The following is a 14567-nucleotide window of genomic DNA, read 5'->3' as shown; positions in this document are numbered from 1 at the left end:
TTACTTGGAAAGAGATAAGCCAAGTTTTCTTATTTGTGAAGCAAGAGAAGCATCAATTACTTTTGATCCTACACTGGCGACGAAACCACCAATAAGTGATGGGTCAATTTTAGTTACAAGTTCTAATTTTTCTGTACCAGCAATATTGATGATCTTTTTGGTAATTAAACCTTTCTGTTCATCAGTAAGCTCGACTGCAGAAGTAACAGTTGCCAAAGCAATATTACTATTCTCTCGGTAAATCTCTAAAAACCTATCAAGAATTGAAGTAAGGATTCCAATTCTTTGCCTATCGGCTAATAATTTTAAGAAATTCAGTAAAGAAGAATTAACCTTATTTGAAAAAATTTCAATAATGATTTTCTTCTTAGCATCTGTCTCTAAAATGGGGGAGGATAGTGCCTTCTCCAATTCAGGGGAATCATTTATTAATTCCAAGAGTTGTTTAACCTCAGAAACCATCTCTTCAGTTTGCGAATTTTCATTCACAACTTGAAGTAATGCCTCTGCGTATGGTGTAGTAACTGAATTTAAAAGTGGCATTAGTTCACCTCAATATTATTAATTGATTGAGTTACCAAATTTTCTTGTGTTGTTTTATCAAGTCGATTTGGGAGAGAATCTAAGGCTTTCTTAATTGCCAGTTCAACAGCTTCTTTTCGAAGTTGAGAAATTGCTCTGGATGCTTCAGAGCTCTCATCAGAAATTGCACTTTGTTTAATTCGTGCCATCTCCTCTATAGCTTTTTTCTCACTTTCCATTCTGATTGATTCAGATCTTTTAAGGGAATCTGCTTTTATTTGAGAAGCTTTTTCTTCTGCTGAAAATAAATCTTTCTTCGCTTTTTCTAAAGCTTGATTTGCATTTAATAATCGCTCTTCAGCATCTTTTAATTCAAGAAGGATTCCTTCTCTTCTTTTTTGAAGCATTTTACCTAGGAAACCAGGCAAAAATTTATAAAGGCCGAAAACTACTACAGCCCAATTAAGGATATTAGTTTCGAATAAATTGAAGTTCAATCCAAAACCTTCTGTAGCTAAAAGAGTTAAATTCATTTTTCTAGAATCAATCTATTAACAATAAGTTCGCTTAGATCATCAGCCTGTTTAGAAAGTTGATCACGAGCAGCAGACGTCTGACTTTCAATTTCTAGTCTTGCTTTTTCTTTTGAAGCATTTGCTTCATTGTTAGCAAGTTCTAGTGCTTCTTTATAAAGCTTGTCAGACTCATTTTCAGCTTCGCTCACAATTCTTTGAGCTTCTGTACGAGCACTTTGAAGCTGAGCTAATAAATCAGCTTCTAATTTTTCAACCTCAGAAAGTTTATTTTTGGCCTCAATAATATTATTACTTACAAACTTTTCTCTTTTTTCTACAACATTGCCAACAGGCTTAAAAAATAGAGAGTTTAATATGTAAGTAAGTGCAACTACTTGTATCGCCATTAGTGGCAAAGTGGCATTTATATCAAATAATCCACCTTCTGTAGCACCAAAAAAATTAAAGGCCAACATATGTTTTAGTTGAAGTTAAAAAATTAAATTTAAATATTGCTAATAAGGATTAGAAGCAATATTAACTTTTAGGAAAAAGGATTCGCAAAAAGTAGTACCAAAGCCACAACTAATCCGTAAATTGTTAATGACTCCATGAAAGCGAAAGATAAAAGAAGAGTTCCTCTGATTTTACCTTCAGCTTCTGGCTGACGGGCAATACCCTCAACAGCACCTTGAGCTGCGTTACCTTGTCCAAGACCTGGGCCAATAGCACCTAGACCAACTGCTAAACCAGCAGCTACAACTGATGCAGCGGAAGTAATCGAATCCATAATTTTGAAATAAAGAGCTTAATACTTGTGATAATCTTTGTTGTCATACACGCTTGGACATCCTTTGTTTTAAGAATGGGTCTGATTTTTTCAGACCTACGCGATTAGATATTTTGCCAGATTACAGACCCTTTGTAAAAGCGTCTGAATGTATTGGAAGACAGCTAATGATGTTCTTCAACAGCTTCTCCTATGTAATAGGCCGCCAAAGTTGCAAAAATCAATGCCTGAATTGCACTAGTAAATAATCCTAGGAACATAACAGGTATTGGGAGAATTAGCGGAACTAAAAAGACTAGAACACCAACAACAAGTTCATCAGCCAAGATATTTCCAAATAGCCTGAAAGAGAGTGATAAAGGTTTCGTAAAGTCCTCTAGAATTTTGAAAGGAAGCATAATCGGAGTTGGGTGAACATAATATTCGAAGTATCTCCAACCCTTATTGCTTAAACCTGCATAGAAATAAGAAAGTGAAACCAATAAAGCCAAGGCTATAGTTGTATTAATATCTGCAGTAGGTGCTCCTAATTCTCCACTTGGTAACTTAATCAATCTCCAAGGAATTAAAGCTCCTCCCCAATTACTAACAAAGACGAATAAAAATAAAGTACCTATAAATGGCATCCAATCTCTATATACTTTTTCACCTATTTGCGTCCTAGCAAGATCTCTTATGTAATCCCATAGAAACTCAAGCAGGTTTTGAAGGCCTTTAGGATCATTTTCCATTTTTTTAGTTCCTAAAGAAATAAAAACTAATAACGCTCCTAATAAAATCCAAGATGTTAAAAATACCTGCCCATGAAGTCTGATATTTCCAATTTGCCAATAAAGATGTTGACCAACTTCTAATGCTGCAAAATTTGTTAGCAAGGAATTAAAAAACATTTGTTTTGAATAAAAAAAATTTACTTAAGAACGAGAAAAATAAAGAATGAGTGAAGGCTTATAAATGAAAAAACCTATCATCGCAGGAAAAATATCTAAAGATCCTAGCTTGCTTGCAAAAATAAAGAGGCAAACTGGAACTAATAGTTGCAATTTTGATACACCTGATGATTCTTTACCAAGTTTCCCTATACTTTTGGCAAGCAAACGTAGGTAAAAAATGCCGGCTATTGCTCCTATAAAAATACTAAAACCAAAAGTAAAACCTAGAAAAATTCCAGTTATTGATGCTAATAAAATAGAAACAATAAAAGTAATTCCAAAAATTGTTAATTGCAATTTTGTGTATTCATCATTTTGGGAAAGCAAATGATCTATTTGATTGGCAATGCCAGATTTACTTTCTTTGATGATCGAATTATTCAGGGATTGAGGAAATTGAACATTCTCGTTAGAAGGATGCTCAAGTTTTTTTCTATTTGAGTCCACTGATGTGAACATAGTTTAGAAACCCCTTTGAATGGTTTTAAGTAAGTATATAAACTCACGGAATCTATCACGGAGAGGTGACCTTTAGCTAGTTTTTTTTTATAAAAAATTAATTCTTAAGATTTATTATGAATCTGTAGACCTTTTTTTTACTTGATTCTTCAAAAATAAAATTTATGAAAAGTCATATTTATAATTGCGTTAACACTTTAAAACGTTAATAAAAGACTTGGCAAAATCTCAATTAAACGGCTCAATAGTAAATATACATATAAAAAATTGGAGATAAGTCAAGAAAAAATAAAATATAAAAGAATTGCTAAAAGAAAAAAAACCTTTAGTTCTAATGACAAAAAAAATTTCAGCAATTTAACAGAGTATATATTTCCATTACCTTGGGCGATATGGCCTTATGAAGCAAAAATCCTCATTGTCATCGTTGGAATTTGGTCAATATTAGGAATATGCATACTAGGATCATCAAGTTGGTGGGTAGCTAGTAGGGAAATGGGAAATTGGGCTTACTTCTTAAAAAAACAAATCATTTGGACAATTCCAGGAATTGGTTTATTTTATTTCGTACTAAATACAAACATTAGAAATCTATTAAAGTTTTCAAGAATTATTTTTTATATTTTATTCTTTTTGATTTTCCTTACCAATCTTACTGGAATTACAGTTAATGGATCTTCAAGATGGCTAGTGCTTGGCAATTTACGTCTGCAGCCATCTGAATTAATTAAACCTTTTCTAATTCTAGAAGCTTCTAATCTTTTCGCACATTGGAATCTAGTAAAGAATGATAAAAAATTAATTTCAATTATAACCTTTGGTTTTTTAATTTTATTAATACTTAAACAGCCTAATTTAAGTACTGCATCATTAACTGGAATTCTTCTTTGGGTAATGGGTTTATGTGGAGGAGTAAAACTTAGCTCTCTTTGCTCATTTGCTTCAATAGGATTAACTACTGGATGCATCAGCATCCTTAATAACGAATATCAAAAACTGAGAGTTACTTCATTTATAAATCCTTGGAAAGATCAACAAGAAAATGGATTTCAATTGATTCAAAGTTTATTAGCTATAGGTTCAGGTGGTCTATTTGGCCAAGGTTTTGGACTGTCGATACAAAAATTACAGTATCTGCCGTTCATGTATACAGATTTTATTTTTGCCATTTTTGCGGAAGAATTTGGTTTGTTGGGGTGTACTTTATTCTTAGGATTTTTAGCAGTATTTTCTTATATAAGCCTAAGAATTAGTCTTAAGTGCAGGAACAACTATACAAAATTAGTTGCTATCGGATGTGGTGTGTTGTTGACAGGTCAATCAATAATGCATATTGCTGTAGCAACAGGTTCAATGCCTACTACAGGGTTACCACTACCTTTCATTAGTTATGGTGGCAATTCATTAATAGCGTCTTTTTTTATTGCAGGGATGTTAGTTAGATGTTCATTAGAGTCAACAGGATTCATTGGTATGATTAGTACACGAAAGACTCTTAATTAGTTAGAATTTAAAGGATTAAATTCAAGCTATCGAATCATTTAATTTAGTTATTTCAGAATTATCTCAAAAGGGTAATCTGCTTATGCAGAATGGTCTTAATAGTCCTGGTCTATTTACTATATTTTTGGTTTTCAGCGCGGGACTTTTAACAAGTCTTGGGCCATGTTCATTATCATTACTACCAGTGACAATTGCTTATATAGGCGGAACAGAGAAAAATAAATTTAAACTTATTAGTTTTTCAGGAGGTGTAGTATTTTCGCTTGTTGCACTGGGGGCTGCGAGTGGATTCTTAGGAAAAATATATGGGCAAATTCCATCTTATTACAATTCATTTGTTGCCCTAATAGCAATAATAATGGGTTTAAATTTATTAGGAATTCTCAAGTTTCAGTTTCCGAATGGACCTGATATAAAAATAATTGAAGATAAAATACCAACATTTATAGCGCCTTTTGCCATAGGAACTACATTTGGACTAGCTTCTTCACCTTGCATTACTCCAGTTTTAGCAACTCTTTTGGCTTGGGTATCGCAAGCTAAAAACCCGCTAATATCTATTATTTTTTTATTTTTCTTTGGGATAGGCCAAGTAACCCCATTAATCATTGCAGGAGCTACTGCAGAAAACTTAAAGCAATTTTTAGCTCTTAGAAAATTTAGTCAAATAATTCCGACTTTAAGTGGGATATTTTTACTTTCCCTAGGGTTATTAAATTTATTTTCAAATTGGATTTAAATGATTATTTTTAAGAATCTAATTTTAAAAATATCAAGTTTAAGATTCGCTATATCGCTGATAATCTTCATTGCTATTACAAGTGGAATAGGTACTTTTATTCCTCAAGGTAGTAATAATAAATTCTATATTGATAATTTCGATAGAGCTCCCATTTTTGGATTTTTAGATGGAGAAAAAGTCTTAAAACTTCAATTGGATCACATATATACAAGCTTTTGGTTTTTATTTACATTAATTCTTCTTTGCATTTCACTGGCAGCTTGTAGTTTCAGGAGGCAAATTCCTTCATTAAAAGCTTCATTAAAATGGATTGAATATAAGAGCGAAAAAAAATTTAGAAAACTGCAACTAACGACAAGTCATCCAATCAATCAAGATGGAGAACATATATCAAAAGTAGATTTATTACTTAAAAAAAAAGGATGGAAAACATACAAATTTAATAGTCATATTTCTGCAAGAAAGGGGTTAATTGGAAAAATCGGCCCTTTAGTTGTACATATCGGATTAATAGTTTTACTTATAGGTTCAGCATATGGAAGTTTTACAAGTCAATCAAAAGAACAATATTTACTGCCAGGAGAAACTTTAGATCTTGTTAATGAGAGCACAAACTCAAAAGCCAATGTAAAATTAGTCGATTTTTCTATAGAACGTGAAAGTGATGGAGTGCCCAAACAGTTTATTTCAAAATTAAATTTTTCTTCTGAAGATTTAAATTTAGATGAAATGAAAACAACCAAAGTTAATCACCCAATCAGGTTTAAAGGATTAACGATTTATCAAGCAGATTGGGCAATATCAAATGTTGTTTTAGAAATAGATAATCTCCTTTATCAATTACAATTAAAAGAGATTCCAGAAATCGGTAATCAAGTTTGGGGAGTTTTAGTTGAATTAGGATCGGAGACAAAAAAAAATTTCCTATTAACAATAGATAATGAAAATGGTCCACTTAAAATTTCGAATATAGAAAATTTTTCCGGGAATAATCTCTATATCAATGACGATCCTTTAGAAGTTAACTCTTCAAAAGTATCTCTTAAAAAAATAATCCCTAGCAGTGGATTAATAATTAAAAATGATCCGTCTATACCATTTATTTACTTTTCTTTTATCTTAATAATTTTTGGAACAATAATAAGTCTTATACCAACAAACCAATTATGGATTCTGGTAAATAAAGAATCACAAAAGTTATCTATTGGAGGCCTTAGTAATAAAAATCTAGTTGGTTTTAAAAAAGAATTTTTTAAATTATCAGACGAAATAAAAAATTTTTAATTTCTTTTCTGCCCACTAAAAATATCTAACTGCATAGAAACATTCCCTCTGGGGTTAAATGCAGCATTTAAATGTATCCAGTGAGGTGAACCTTCATTCACTAAATCATCCATAATTCTATTCACAACTTCCTCATGTGATATTTTTATGTCTCTAAAATTATTAATGTAAAGTTTTAAAGACTTCAACTCATAGACTTTCAAATTAGGTTGATAAATAATATTTAGCTTTGCAAAATCTGGATAACCAGAAAAGGGGCACTTACATGTAAATTCAGGTAACTGAATAGAAATTTCATAAATTCTTTTCTTATTTGGATTATCGAAACAAATTATTTTTGATTCTTCAATAATTCTTTCACCATATAGCGGTCTTTGAGTCGAATCTTCTAATTTAGCTGTACTCATTTTTAGTAGAACTTTTTTACTAAACCTATATAAAAACTATATATAAAGATAAAAATTCGCAAAAGTATCAACAAATCTAAGTATTACGATTGACTAAGTCAAAAGATGTTAAATCTTATTTTTGTATCAATAGTAACATTCACAATGTCAGTCGAAAGGTTTATATGTGTTTAGTTCAATGGAAAATTAATGGACATTTGTTTGATAACAATTGATAACAAATTAAATAAATCCCTTCAACCCAAAACTGCAATTGGAATGTTATGGCTTCAAACACACTTTGAGAATGATCAGTGGGAAGCGCTGTCAAATAGTACAGTAATAATTTCTGAAGAAAATTCCCAACTATTAATTGAAGACGCCAAGAATGCAGGCCTTAATGTTGAATGTTTGTCTGATATTTCAATGTTGGATGTTTTCCCAAAAAACAATTAAAATAGGAATGTTCAATCTTTAATCATGAAGAAAATTGAAGCAATCATACGTCCATTTAAACTGGAGGATGTAAAAATTGCATTAGTAAATTCCGGCATTGTTGGAATGACAGTTAGTGAAGTTAGAGGTTTTGGAAGGCAAAAAGGACAAGTTGAAAGATATAGAGGTTCCGAATTTACTGTTGAATTCCTTCAAAAACTCAAAGTAGAAGTTGTAGTAGAAGATGAAAAGGTTAATTCAGTGATAGATGCGATTGCTGAAGCAGCAAAAACTGGAGAGATAGGAGACGGAAAAATATTCATCACATCAATTGATTCAGTTGTAAGAATTAGAACTGGCGACAAAGACGAAGAAGCTCTTTAATTTAAAGAGTTTCTTTTACTAAATTTTGTATATATTCACTATTAATACTTTTATTTGATTGACTTCCTAATTTCATCCAAGCTAAATATTCATGATTCCCAGCAGGACCTACCAGCGGAGAAGCTATCAAATTCTTTATATTCCATTGGAAATTCTTAGCAGCATAGATAACAGACTGTATAGCCTCAGTATGGAATTTAGGATTGCGAACAACACCTCCTTTACTGACTTTATCTTTACCTACCTCAAATTGGGGTTTAATTAAAAATATTCCCTCAATACAATCACCTTCTAATAAATTACCAATAGATTTAAAAACTAACTTTAATGAAATAAAAGACAAATCAGCAACAACAAAATTTGGTAATTCATTACTTCTAGATAAAAGATCCTTAGGTTTTAAATTGCGAATATTGGTTCTTTCAAAAAGTATGACCTTTGGATTATTTCTAATCTTCCATGCAGTCTGGCCATAACCAACATCTATCCCATAAACTAACTTTGCTCCTTGTTGCAATAAGCAATCAGTAAATCCCCCAGTAGAGATTCCTGCGTCAATACATATTTTATCTTTTACTTTAATTTCAAGTTTTTTAAATGCCTCCAATAATTTTTCGCCGCCCCTTGATACAAACATAGGTTCGGAATCAATAAAAAATTCAGATCCAATTAATACTTGTTGTCCAGGTTTATCCCATACTTTTCCATTAATATCTCTAACCTTACCCGCAAGAATTAAACCTTGGGCTTTTTGACGAGTTTCACATAAACCATTATTTAGAAGATAAAGGTCTAATCTACTTTTTTTAATCATCTATTAATCAATAAAAGGACTGAAAAATGAACTTCTACAAGATTAAGATCTAAATTCTTTAATACCTTCCAATTTTAAATAAGAACTAAAAAATTACCCATTATTTAGGATAGGAATAAATGCAAACATTTTTATGTTTAAGCTTTCTTAATTAGCCAGAAAAATGTTACATAAGAAAATAAAAACCAGGCAAATATGTTCAATGGCAAGTACATCTTTAAGGTATAAAGCAATAATTCGATTTTGGTTATAAAGTTTAAATTGATAATTAATAAAAATTGTGATCGAGCGTTACACATTACCCGAAATGGGGAAAATCTGGACTGATAGCGCAAAATTCCAGAGTTGGCTTAAGGTTGAGATAGCTGCATGTGAAGCAAATTTTTCCCTGGGAAAAATTCCTGAGAATGCTATGAAAGAGATACGTTCAAATGCAAAGTTTGATGAAACTAGAATTACAGAAATTGAGAAAGAAGTTAAACATGATGTCATAGCATTTCTTACAAGCGTTAATGAATTTGTAGGAGATTCTGGAAGATATATTCATGTTGGTATGACCAGTAGTGATGTACTTGATACTGGCTTATCTCTTCAGTTAAAAGATTCTTGCGAATTGTTATTAGAAGAAATTGAGAACCTAGAAAATGAAATCAGATTTTTAGCAAGGAAGCATAAAAATACATTAATGATTGGTAGATCTCATGCAATTCATGGGGAGCCAATTTCCTTCGGTTTTAAACTTGCTGGATGGTTAGCAGAAATAATTAGGAATAAAAAAAGATTGTTAACTCTGAAAGATTCTGTAGCAATTGGACAAATAAGTGGTGCAATGGGAACTTACGCTAATACGAATCCTAAAGTAGAACAAATAACTTGTGATTTACTCGGCTTAAAACCTGATACAGCAAGCACGCAGGTTATATCGAGAGATAGACATGCAGAATATGTTCAAACTATTGCACTAGTTGGTGCTTCTCTAGATAGATTCTCAACTGAAATAAGAAATTTACAAAGAACTGATGTTTTAGAAGTTGAGGAGGGCTTTACAAAAGGGCAAAAAGGAAGTTCTGCCATGCCTCATAAAAGAAATCCTATTCGAAGTGAAAGAGTAAGTGGTTTAGCAAGAATTTTGAGGAGTTACGTCTTAACAGCACTTGAAAATGTTCCACTTTGGCACGAAAGAGATATAAGCCATAGTTCAAATGAACGTATCATGCTACCTGATGTATCAATCTGCTTGCATTTTATGCTCAGGGAAATGCAAGATATAGTGAGCAATTTAGAAGTTTATCCAAAAAATATGCTCAAAAATTTAAATATATATGGTGGTGTAATATTTAGTCAGAAAGTTTTACTTTTGCTTGTAGAGAAGGGCTTGTCTAGAGAAAAAGCTTATAGCTTAGTACAAAAGAATGCGCATCTGGCCTGGAATACTCAGAATGGGAATTTCAAACAAAATATAGAGAGAGATAATGAAATTATGGATTTTATTGATCAAAGTGACTTAGAAGAATGTTTTAATCCTTCAATTCATCTCAATAATTTAAGTGTAATATGGGAGAAGTTAGGTATCTAGGGTTACTGAAAACCTTATCCAAGTTAAACCAGTGTTTTCAGAGGAATAATGACCAAAAACTTTAGGATTGAAAAAGATAGTATGGGAACAATAGAGGTTCCCATGGAAGCTTTGTGGGGTGCTCAAACACAAAGATCGATAATAAATTTTTCTATTGGAGAAGAATTAATTCCAATTGAGTTAATTTATTCACTGACCCTCATAAAAAAAGCTGCTTCAATTGCGAATTTCAATTTAGGTTTAATAGATAAAAAGAAAAAAGATTTGATTGTGGAGGCATGTACGGAAATACTTGATGGGCTTCACGATTCACAGTTTCCCTTAAAGGTTTGGCAAACAGGTAGTGGCACGCAAACAAATATGAATGTTAATGAGGTAATTTCAAATATTGCAGCTTTAAAAACTAATTCAGAGCTTGGTAGTCATCAACCAATTCATCCGAATGATGATGTAAATAAATCTCAGTCAACAAATGACACTTTCCCTGCTGCTATTCAAATATCTGTTGTTAATGAAATAATCAAAAATTTAGTTCCAACGATCAGAGAACTTACTAAGGTCCTTGATAAAAAAAGTGAAGAATGGAAAGACCTTATAAAGATAGGAAGAACCCATTTTCAAGATGCAGTTCCCCTTACTTTTGGGCAAGAAATATCAGGATGGTCAGAGCAACTTAAAGATGCTGAGAATGCAATTATTATAAGTCTGAATGAATTGTATTTCTTACCTCTAGGAGGAACTGCGGTTGGTACAGGGATTAATTGTCCAAAAGGATTTTGTGAAGAGTCTATAAAATCAATTTCCTATGATACTAATCTAATGTTCTATAAATCAAAAAATAACTTTTCTATCATGGCCTCGCATGATCGTCTTGCTCAAGTAATGAGTCAGATAAAAATATTAGCAGGTGCATTATTTAAAATTTCAAATGATATAAAAATTCTATCTTCTGGTCCAAGATCAGGAATATATGAACTAATTATTCCTAAAAATGAACCTGGAAGTTCTATTATGCCGGGTAAAATTAATCCAACTCAATGCGAAGCCTTATCAATGGTTTGTACACAGATAATGGGTCTTGAATATGCAGTCTCAATGGCAAATTCTAGCGGCACTTTACAGATGAATGAATATAAGCCTCTTATTGGATTTAATATTCTCACAAGTTTAAAATTACTTAAAAATGTAATAGAAAACTTCAGAATAAAATTAGTTGATGGGATGGAACCTAATCAAAATAGAATGAAGTTAAATTTAGAAAATTCACTAATGTTGGTTACAGCCATAGTGCCAAAAGTTGGTTATGAAAAAGCAGCTGAAATTGCAAACCTTGCCTTCAAAGAATCATTAAATTTAAAAGAGGCAACAATTAAATTAGGTTATTTAAACGAAGATGAATTTGATGAAGCAATGAATTTCAATTCAATGATTTGATTAAAAAAATTTAAAAATTATTGTCAATTCTTTTTGTTGCAGGATTAATATCTTCAGAGACTTTTATAAGATCATTAGATTCAGAAACAGGAAAACGATTGATAGCTTTTAATGCTAGCTTAGCTTTCGTTTTTAATTTATTACTAACACCAATACAGTATTGCACTTGAGAAAGGACATCAATTGATCTTCTAATAATCCTCACTACATCACCTTCGTCCAGTGAAGTATTAAAAACCAAATCTTTCCATTTTTTTCCTCTTGCCCATTCAGAAATAATTCCAGTCAATTCTGTTTCTAAATAGATAGGAATTTCAATATTAAACTTAGTTTGTTGAAAAGAGACTAATTTTCTTAAACCATCTAATTCATTAAAAACATCTATTACCTTTAGAGAAGGCTTGAAATTACACCAAAGATTAGGCCTCCTTACATCAACACATATAGCTTGAATAATTGCAGCTAACTCAGGAGGATCTAAATCGTCTAAATAACCACTAACTAATACAAGACCAATCCATAATTCATTTTCACTTCTTATTGCACCAACTGTTTGTCCAACTTCTGTCAATTCATAATCATTTAAACAACCAAAATGATTCAAAATTTTAATCAAATCAGTAAAAGTTCTCCAGTTGTGATTTTCTTTATCCTCAAGAAGTTTTTTTCTAATATTTATTTCTTGTTCAACATCAATAATTCTTTTTCTATATTTCTTTAATTTCTTGGAGTCTCCAAATCTGTGTGCAGGATGATCAGTAACCGTTTCTTCTAAATTATTAATTTGTTGCTTTTGGGCCAAAACTTCCGTTGTCAAATCATATTGTGGAGTTTGTAAATCATTTTTTTTAGAAACTTCTAAAATTCGATCCGCATAACACATCGACATATCATCTCCCCTAAATACCTCTCCAGAAAAATACATCTTTGGCACTTCAAGTCCTAAGACATCAATTACATCCAAATCATTAAAAATACTTACTATGTATGACGGTTTTATAAGAATAAATAAATTATCAATTGTCAAACACAATAAACTCTTAATTTTTTGGGATTCATATATTTTCTTACAAATTAATCCTGGAACAATTTTTCTTTTAATTTGGGGAGCTTTAATTGAAATTAAGCTTCCATCTTTTATATATGGAAGTGCATTGGTTATCTCTTCTGATAATTTTTCTGCTGATTGTTTTTCTAAAATTTTCAAGAGTCTTCTCTCTTCTTTAAGACGATTTTTTAACTTTTCGTATGCATCAAAATCTTTCCACGAAACGTTAGATGTAATTTTTTTTAACTCAATTAAATCCTGATCTAAATTTTCAAGAATTATATTCTCACCTGATGATTCACCTAAATATAAAAAACTACCAAAACTTCTTTTAATTAATTCTTTGGACTTCGCTAAAGTATAACTTTGTAAAAGATTAAGTACCATTCCATAGCTTGGAGTGAATTGACTTTCTAAAGCATTTGGTTTGCTTATAGCCAGTGCACTTGCTTCTTTGGCACCTTCGAATCTTGTTTGCAATGTAACAACATATCCTTGGGTATCTTTTCCTCTTCTTCCAGCTCTTCCTGACATTTGCAAAAATTCACTGCTAAATAATAATCTATGACCATCTTCTGTCCTTTTAGATAAAGAAGAAATAACAGTTGTTCTTGCGGGCATATTTATTCCTGCAGCAAGAGTTTCAGTGGCAAAAACAACTTTTATCAAACCTTGCTGAAATAATTCCTCAACTAATTCTTTCCATGCAGGCAATAATCCAGCATGATGAGATGCAATACCGCGTTTTAATGCCTCGCATTGAGATTTATCTTTAATTGCTTCCTGATTATTTTTAAGATAAACATCTAATTTTTGGGATATCATACTTGCTTCTGAATAACTTACTAAAGTTAAATCTTTTATATTCTCAATAGCCTTGTCACATCCTCTTCTACTAAAGATAAAATAAATAACTGGCAACATATTTCGTTCAGCTAGTTTCGAGATCACAAAGCCAATTGAGGGAGACTTTGGTTGCATTATCCTACCCACTTTACCTCTTATTTTCTGCCCTTTAGGAGCTCTCCAAATCTTACAGTTTGGATGAATTCCATTACCCTTATTATTTAAAAGTGGATGGAAGCCTTTAGCACTACAAAAAATAAAATCAAGTGGGACTGGTCTCTTATCACTATTAATTAGTACTGTGGGCCCATGAACTTTTTCTATCCAATTTTGCAATTGATCTGCATTGGCTATTGTTGCCGATAAAGCTATTATTTGAGTTCTAGTAGGGCAATGGATTATAGTTTCCTCCCAAACTGTACCTCTTTGGGGGTCATTCATATAATGACACTCATCAAGAATCACAGATTCTAAATTTTCTAAGGGATCATCAAATTCATCAAATTCCCCATAAAGCATGTTCCTAAAAATCTCAGTCGTCATGACTAAGATTGGTGCTTCTCTATTTATGCTTATATCTCCAGTTAAAAGACCAACTTGATTCTCACCATATTGATTAGCAAAATCTCTGAACTTTTGGTTTGATAGGGCCTTTAAAGGTGTTGTATAAAAAACTCTGCTGTCATGAGATAAACCTCTATATATAGCAAATTCACCTATCAATGTTTTGCCCGAACCTGTTGGTGCTGTTAAAACAACAGAATTCCCGCTATTAATAGCTCGTATTGCTTCTAATTGGAAATCATCTAGCGGAAAGGGGAAATATTCCTCTAAATTAAGCAATAATTGTGATTGAAGAGAGGATGAGTTAACTTCTTAATATATGATCTATATAGA

16 protein-coding genes are annotated in these 14567 nt (G+C 31.7%); 7 read left to right on the top strand and 9 right to left on the bottom strand.

The window, feature by feature from the left end:
* The 6 genes from atpH to BS621_RS06060 all read right to left on the bottom strand — a co-directional run bounded on the left by atpH (window position 1) and on the right by BS621_RS06060 (window position 3218).
* On the bottom strand, window positions 1-543 hold the full coding sequence (gene atpH, locus BS621_RS06085) for an ATP synthase F1 subunit delta (RefSeq protein ID WP_025930851.1): 543 nt from the start codon (window positions 541-543) through the stop codon (window positions 1-3).
* Window positions 543-1055 carry a F0F1 ATP synthase subunit B gene (locus tag BS621_RS06080; protein ID WP_077142177.1) on the bottom strand — a complete coding sequence of 171 codons (513 nt, stop codon included), beginning with the start codon at window positions 1053-1055 and terminating at the stop codon, window positions 543-545. The genes atpH and BS621_RS06080 overlap by 1 nt, the downstream gene beginning before the upstream one ends.
* On the bottom strand, window positions 1052-1513 hold the full coding sequence (locus BS621_RS06075; protein WP_025933968.1) for a F0F1 ATP synthase subunit B': 462 nt from the start codon (window positions 1511-1513) through the stop codon (window positions 1052-1054). The genes BS621_RS06080 and BS621_RS06075 overlap by 4 nt, the downstream gene beginning before the upstream one ends.
* 68 nt (window positions 1514-1581) lie before the next feature.
* Window positions 1582-1827: an ATP synthase F0 subunit C gene (gene atpE / locus BS621_RS06070; RefSeq protein ID WP_002805169.1), complete on the bottom strand. Its 246-nt coding sequence runs from the start codon at window positions 1825-1827 to the stop codon at window positions 1582-1584.
* Between the two features lie 164 nt (window positions 1828-1991).
* A complete protein-coding gene (atpB, locus tag BS621_RS06065; protein WP_011863567.1) occupies window positions 1992-2717 on the bottom strand; it encodes a F0F1 ATP synthase subunit A in 726 nt (241 codons plus the stop codon).
* A 24-nt stretch (window positions 2718-2741) separates the two neighbouring features.
* On the bottom strand, window positions 2742-3218 hold the full coding sequence (locus BS621_RS06060; protein WP_025933969.1) for an ATP synthase: 477 nt from the start codon (window positions 3216-3218) through the stop codon (window positions 2742-2744).
* Window positions 3219-3485: 267 nt separating this feature from the next.
* On the opposite strand from BS621_RS06060, the gene BS621_RS06055 reads away from it, so the two are divergent.
* The 3 genes from BS621_RS06055 (at window position 3486) to BS621_RS06045 (ending at window position 6747) form a co-directional block, all read left to right on the top strand.
* Window positions 3486-4721 carry an FtsW/RodA/SpoVE family cell cycle protein gene (locus BS621_RS06055; protein ID WP_077142176.1) on the top strand — a complete coding sequence of 412 codons (1236 nt, stop codon included), beginning with the start codon at window positions 3486-3488 and terminating at the stop codon, window positions 4719-4721.
* A gap of 82 nt (window positions 4722-4803) precedes the next feature.
* Complete coding sequence (locus BS621_RS06050) at window positions 4804-5460, top strand: cytochrome c biogenesis CcdA family protein (protein ID WP_077142175.1); 657 nt, start codon at window positions 4804-4806, stop codon at window positions 5458-5460.
* Window positions 5461-6747, top strand: coding sequence for a cytochrome c biogenesis protein ResB (locus BS621_RS06045; protein ID WP_077142174.1), 1287 nt, complete (start codon window positions 5461-5463; stop codon window positions 6745-6747).
* Here BS621_RS06045 and queF read toward each other — a convergent pair.
* Window positions 6744-7154 (bottom strand): preQ(1) synthase, encoded by a 411-nt coding sequence (gene queF, locus BS621_RS06040; protein ID WP_025889331.1) that lies wholly within the window; start codon window positions 7152-7154, stop codon window positions 6744-6746. The two genes, BS621_RS06045 and queF, sit on opposite strands and share 4 nt — an antisense overlap.
* A gap of 189 nt (window positions 7155-7343) precedes the next feature.
* Here queF and BS621_RS06035 point away from each other — a divergent pair, with 189 nt between their 5' ends.
* The gene (locus BS621_RS06035) at window positions 7344-7589 is read left to right on the top strand and encodes a hypothetical protein (protein WP_077142173.1); all 246 of its coding nucleotides are present in this window, start codon (window positions 7344-7346) and stop codon (window positions 7587-7589) included.
* A 24-nt stretch (window positions 7590-7613) separates the two neighbouring features.
* Window positions 7614-7952 carry a P-II family nitrogen regulator gene (locus BS621_RS06030; protein WP_011377098.1) on the top strand — a complete coding sequence of 113 codons (339 nt, stop codon included), beginning with the start codon at window positions 7614-7616 and terminating at the stop codon, window positions 7950-7952.
* A 1-nt stretch (window position 7953) separates the two neighbouring features.
* Here BS621_RS06030 and BS621_RS06025 read toward each other — a convergent pair whose 3' ends face one another.
* Window positions 7954-8766: a TlyA family RNA methyltransferase gene (locus BS621_RS06025; protein ID WP_077142172.1), complete on the bottom strand. Its 813-nt coding sequence runs from the start codon at window positions 8764-8766 to the stop codon at window positions 7954-7956.
* A gap of 280 nt (window positions 8767-9046) precedes the next feature.
* Here BS621_RS06025 and purB point away from each other — a divergent pair, with 280 nt between their 5' ends.
* Window positions 9047-10342, top strand: a complete 1296-nt coding sequence (purB, locus tag BS621_RS06020; RefSeq protein WP_077142171.1) for an adenylosuccinate lyase — start codon at window positions 9047-9049, stop codon at window positions 10340-10342.
* Window positions 10343-10390: 48 nt separating this feature from the next.
* The gene (locus BS621_RS06015; protein ID WP_077142170.1) at window positions 10391-11776 is read left to right on the top strand and encodes a class II fumarate hydratase; all 1386 of its coding nucleotides are present in this window, start codon (window positions 10391-10393) and stop codon (window positions 11774-11776) included.
* 10 nt (window positions 11777-11786) lie between these two features.
* Here the strand turns inward: BS621_RS06015 and BS621_RS06010 are convergent, their stop codons facing one another.
* A complete protein-coding gene (locus BS621_RS06010) occupies window positions 11787-14513 on the bottom strand; it encodes a DEAD/DEAH box helicase (protein WP_077142169.1) in 2727 nt (908 codons plus the stop codon).
* Between the last annotated feature and the right edge of the window lie 54 nt (window positions 14514-14567).

This window comes from Prochlorococcus sp. RS04, from assembly GCF_001989455.1.
Lineage (GTDB): Bacteria > Cyanobacteriota > Cyanobacteriia > PCC-6307 > Cyanobiaceae > Prochlorococcus_A.
Note: the sequence above shows the minus strand (reverse complement) of the source record. Positions and strands in the feature narration are given on the sequence as shown.

What these genes read in the sequence shown, in the direction of transcription:
- atpH (WP_025930851.1), bottom strand. Translation starts at nt 543, where the DNA reads ATGCCACTTTTAAATTCAGTTACTACACCATACGCAGAGGCATTACTT.
- BS621_RS06080 (WP_077142177.1), bottom strand. Translation starts at nt 1,055, where the DNA reads ATGAATTTAACTCTTTTAGCTACAGAAGGTTTTGGATTGAACTTCAAT.
- BS621_RS06075 (WP_025933968.1), bottom strand. Translation starts at nt 1,513, where the DNA reads ATGTTGGCCTTTAATTTTTTTGGTGCTACAGAAGGTGGATTATTTGAT.
- atpE (WP_002805169.1), bottom strand. Translation starts at nt 1,827, where the DNA reads ATGGATTCGATTACTTCCGCTGCATCAGTTGTAGCTGCTGGTTTAGCA.
- atpB (WP_011863567.1), bottom strand. Translation starts at nt 2,717, where the DNA reads ATGTTTTTTAATTCCTTGCTAACAAATTTTGCAGCATTAGAAGTTGGT.
- BS621_RS06060 (WP_025933969.1), bottom strand. Translation starts at nt 3,218, where the DNA reads ATGTTCACATCAGTGGACTCAAATAGAAAAAAACTTGAGCATCCTTCT.
- BS621_RS06050 (WP_077142175.1), top strand. Translation starts at nt 4,804, where the DNA reads ATGCAGAATGGTCTTAATAGTCCTGGTCTATTTACTATATTTTTGGTT.
- BS621_RS06045 (WP_077142174.1), top strand. Translation starts at nt 5,461, where the DNA reads ATGATTATTTTTAAGAATCTAATTTTAAAAATATCAAGTTTAAGATTC.
- queF (WP_025889331.1), bottom strand. Translation starts at nt 7,154, where the DNA reads ATGAGTACAGCTAAATTAGAAGATTCGACTCAAAGACCGCTATATGGT.
- BS621_RS06035 (WP_077142173.1), top strand. Translation starts at nt 7,344, where the DNA reads ATGGACATTTGTTTGATAACAATTGATAACAAATTAAATAAATCCCTT.
- BS621_RS06030 (WP_011377098.1), top strand. Translation starts at nt 7,614, where the DNA reads ATGAAGAAAATTGAAGCAATCATACGTCCATTTAAACTGGAGGATGTA.
- BS621_RS06025 (WP_077142172.1), bottom strand. Translation starts at nt 8,766, where the DNA reads ATGATTAAAAAAAGTAGATTAGACCTTTATCTTCTAAATAATGGTTTA.
- BS621_RS06015 (WP_077142170.1), top strand. Translation starts at nt 10,391, where the DNA reads ATGACCAAAAACTTTAGGATTGAAAAAGATAGTATGGGAACAATAGAG.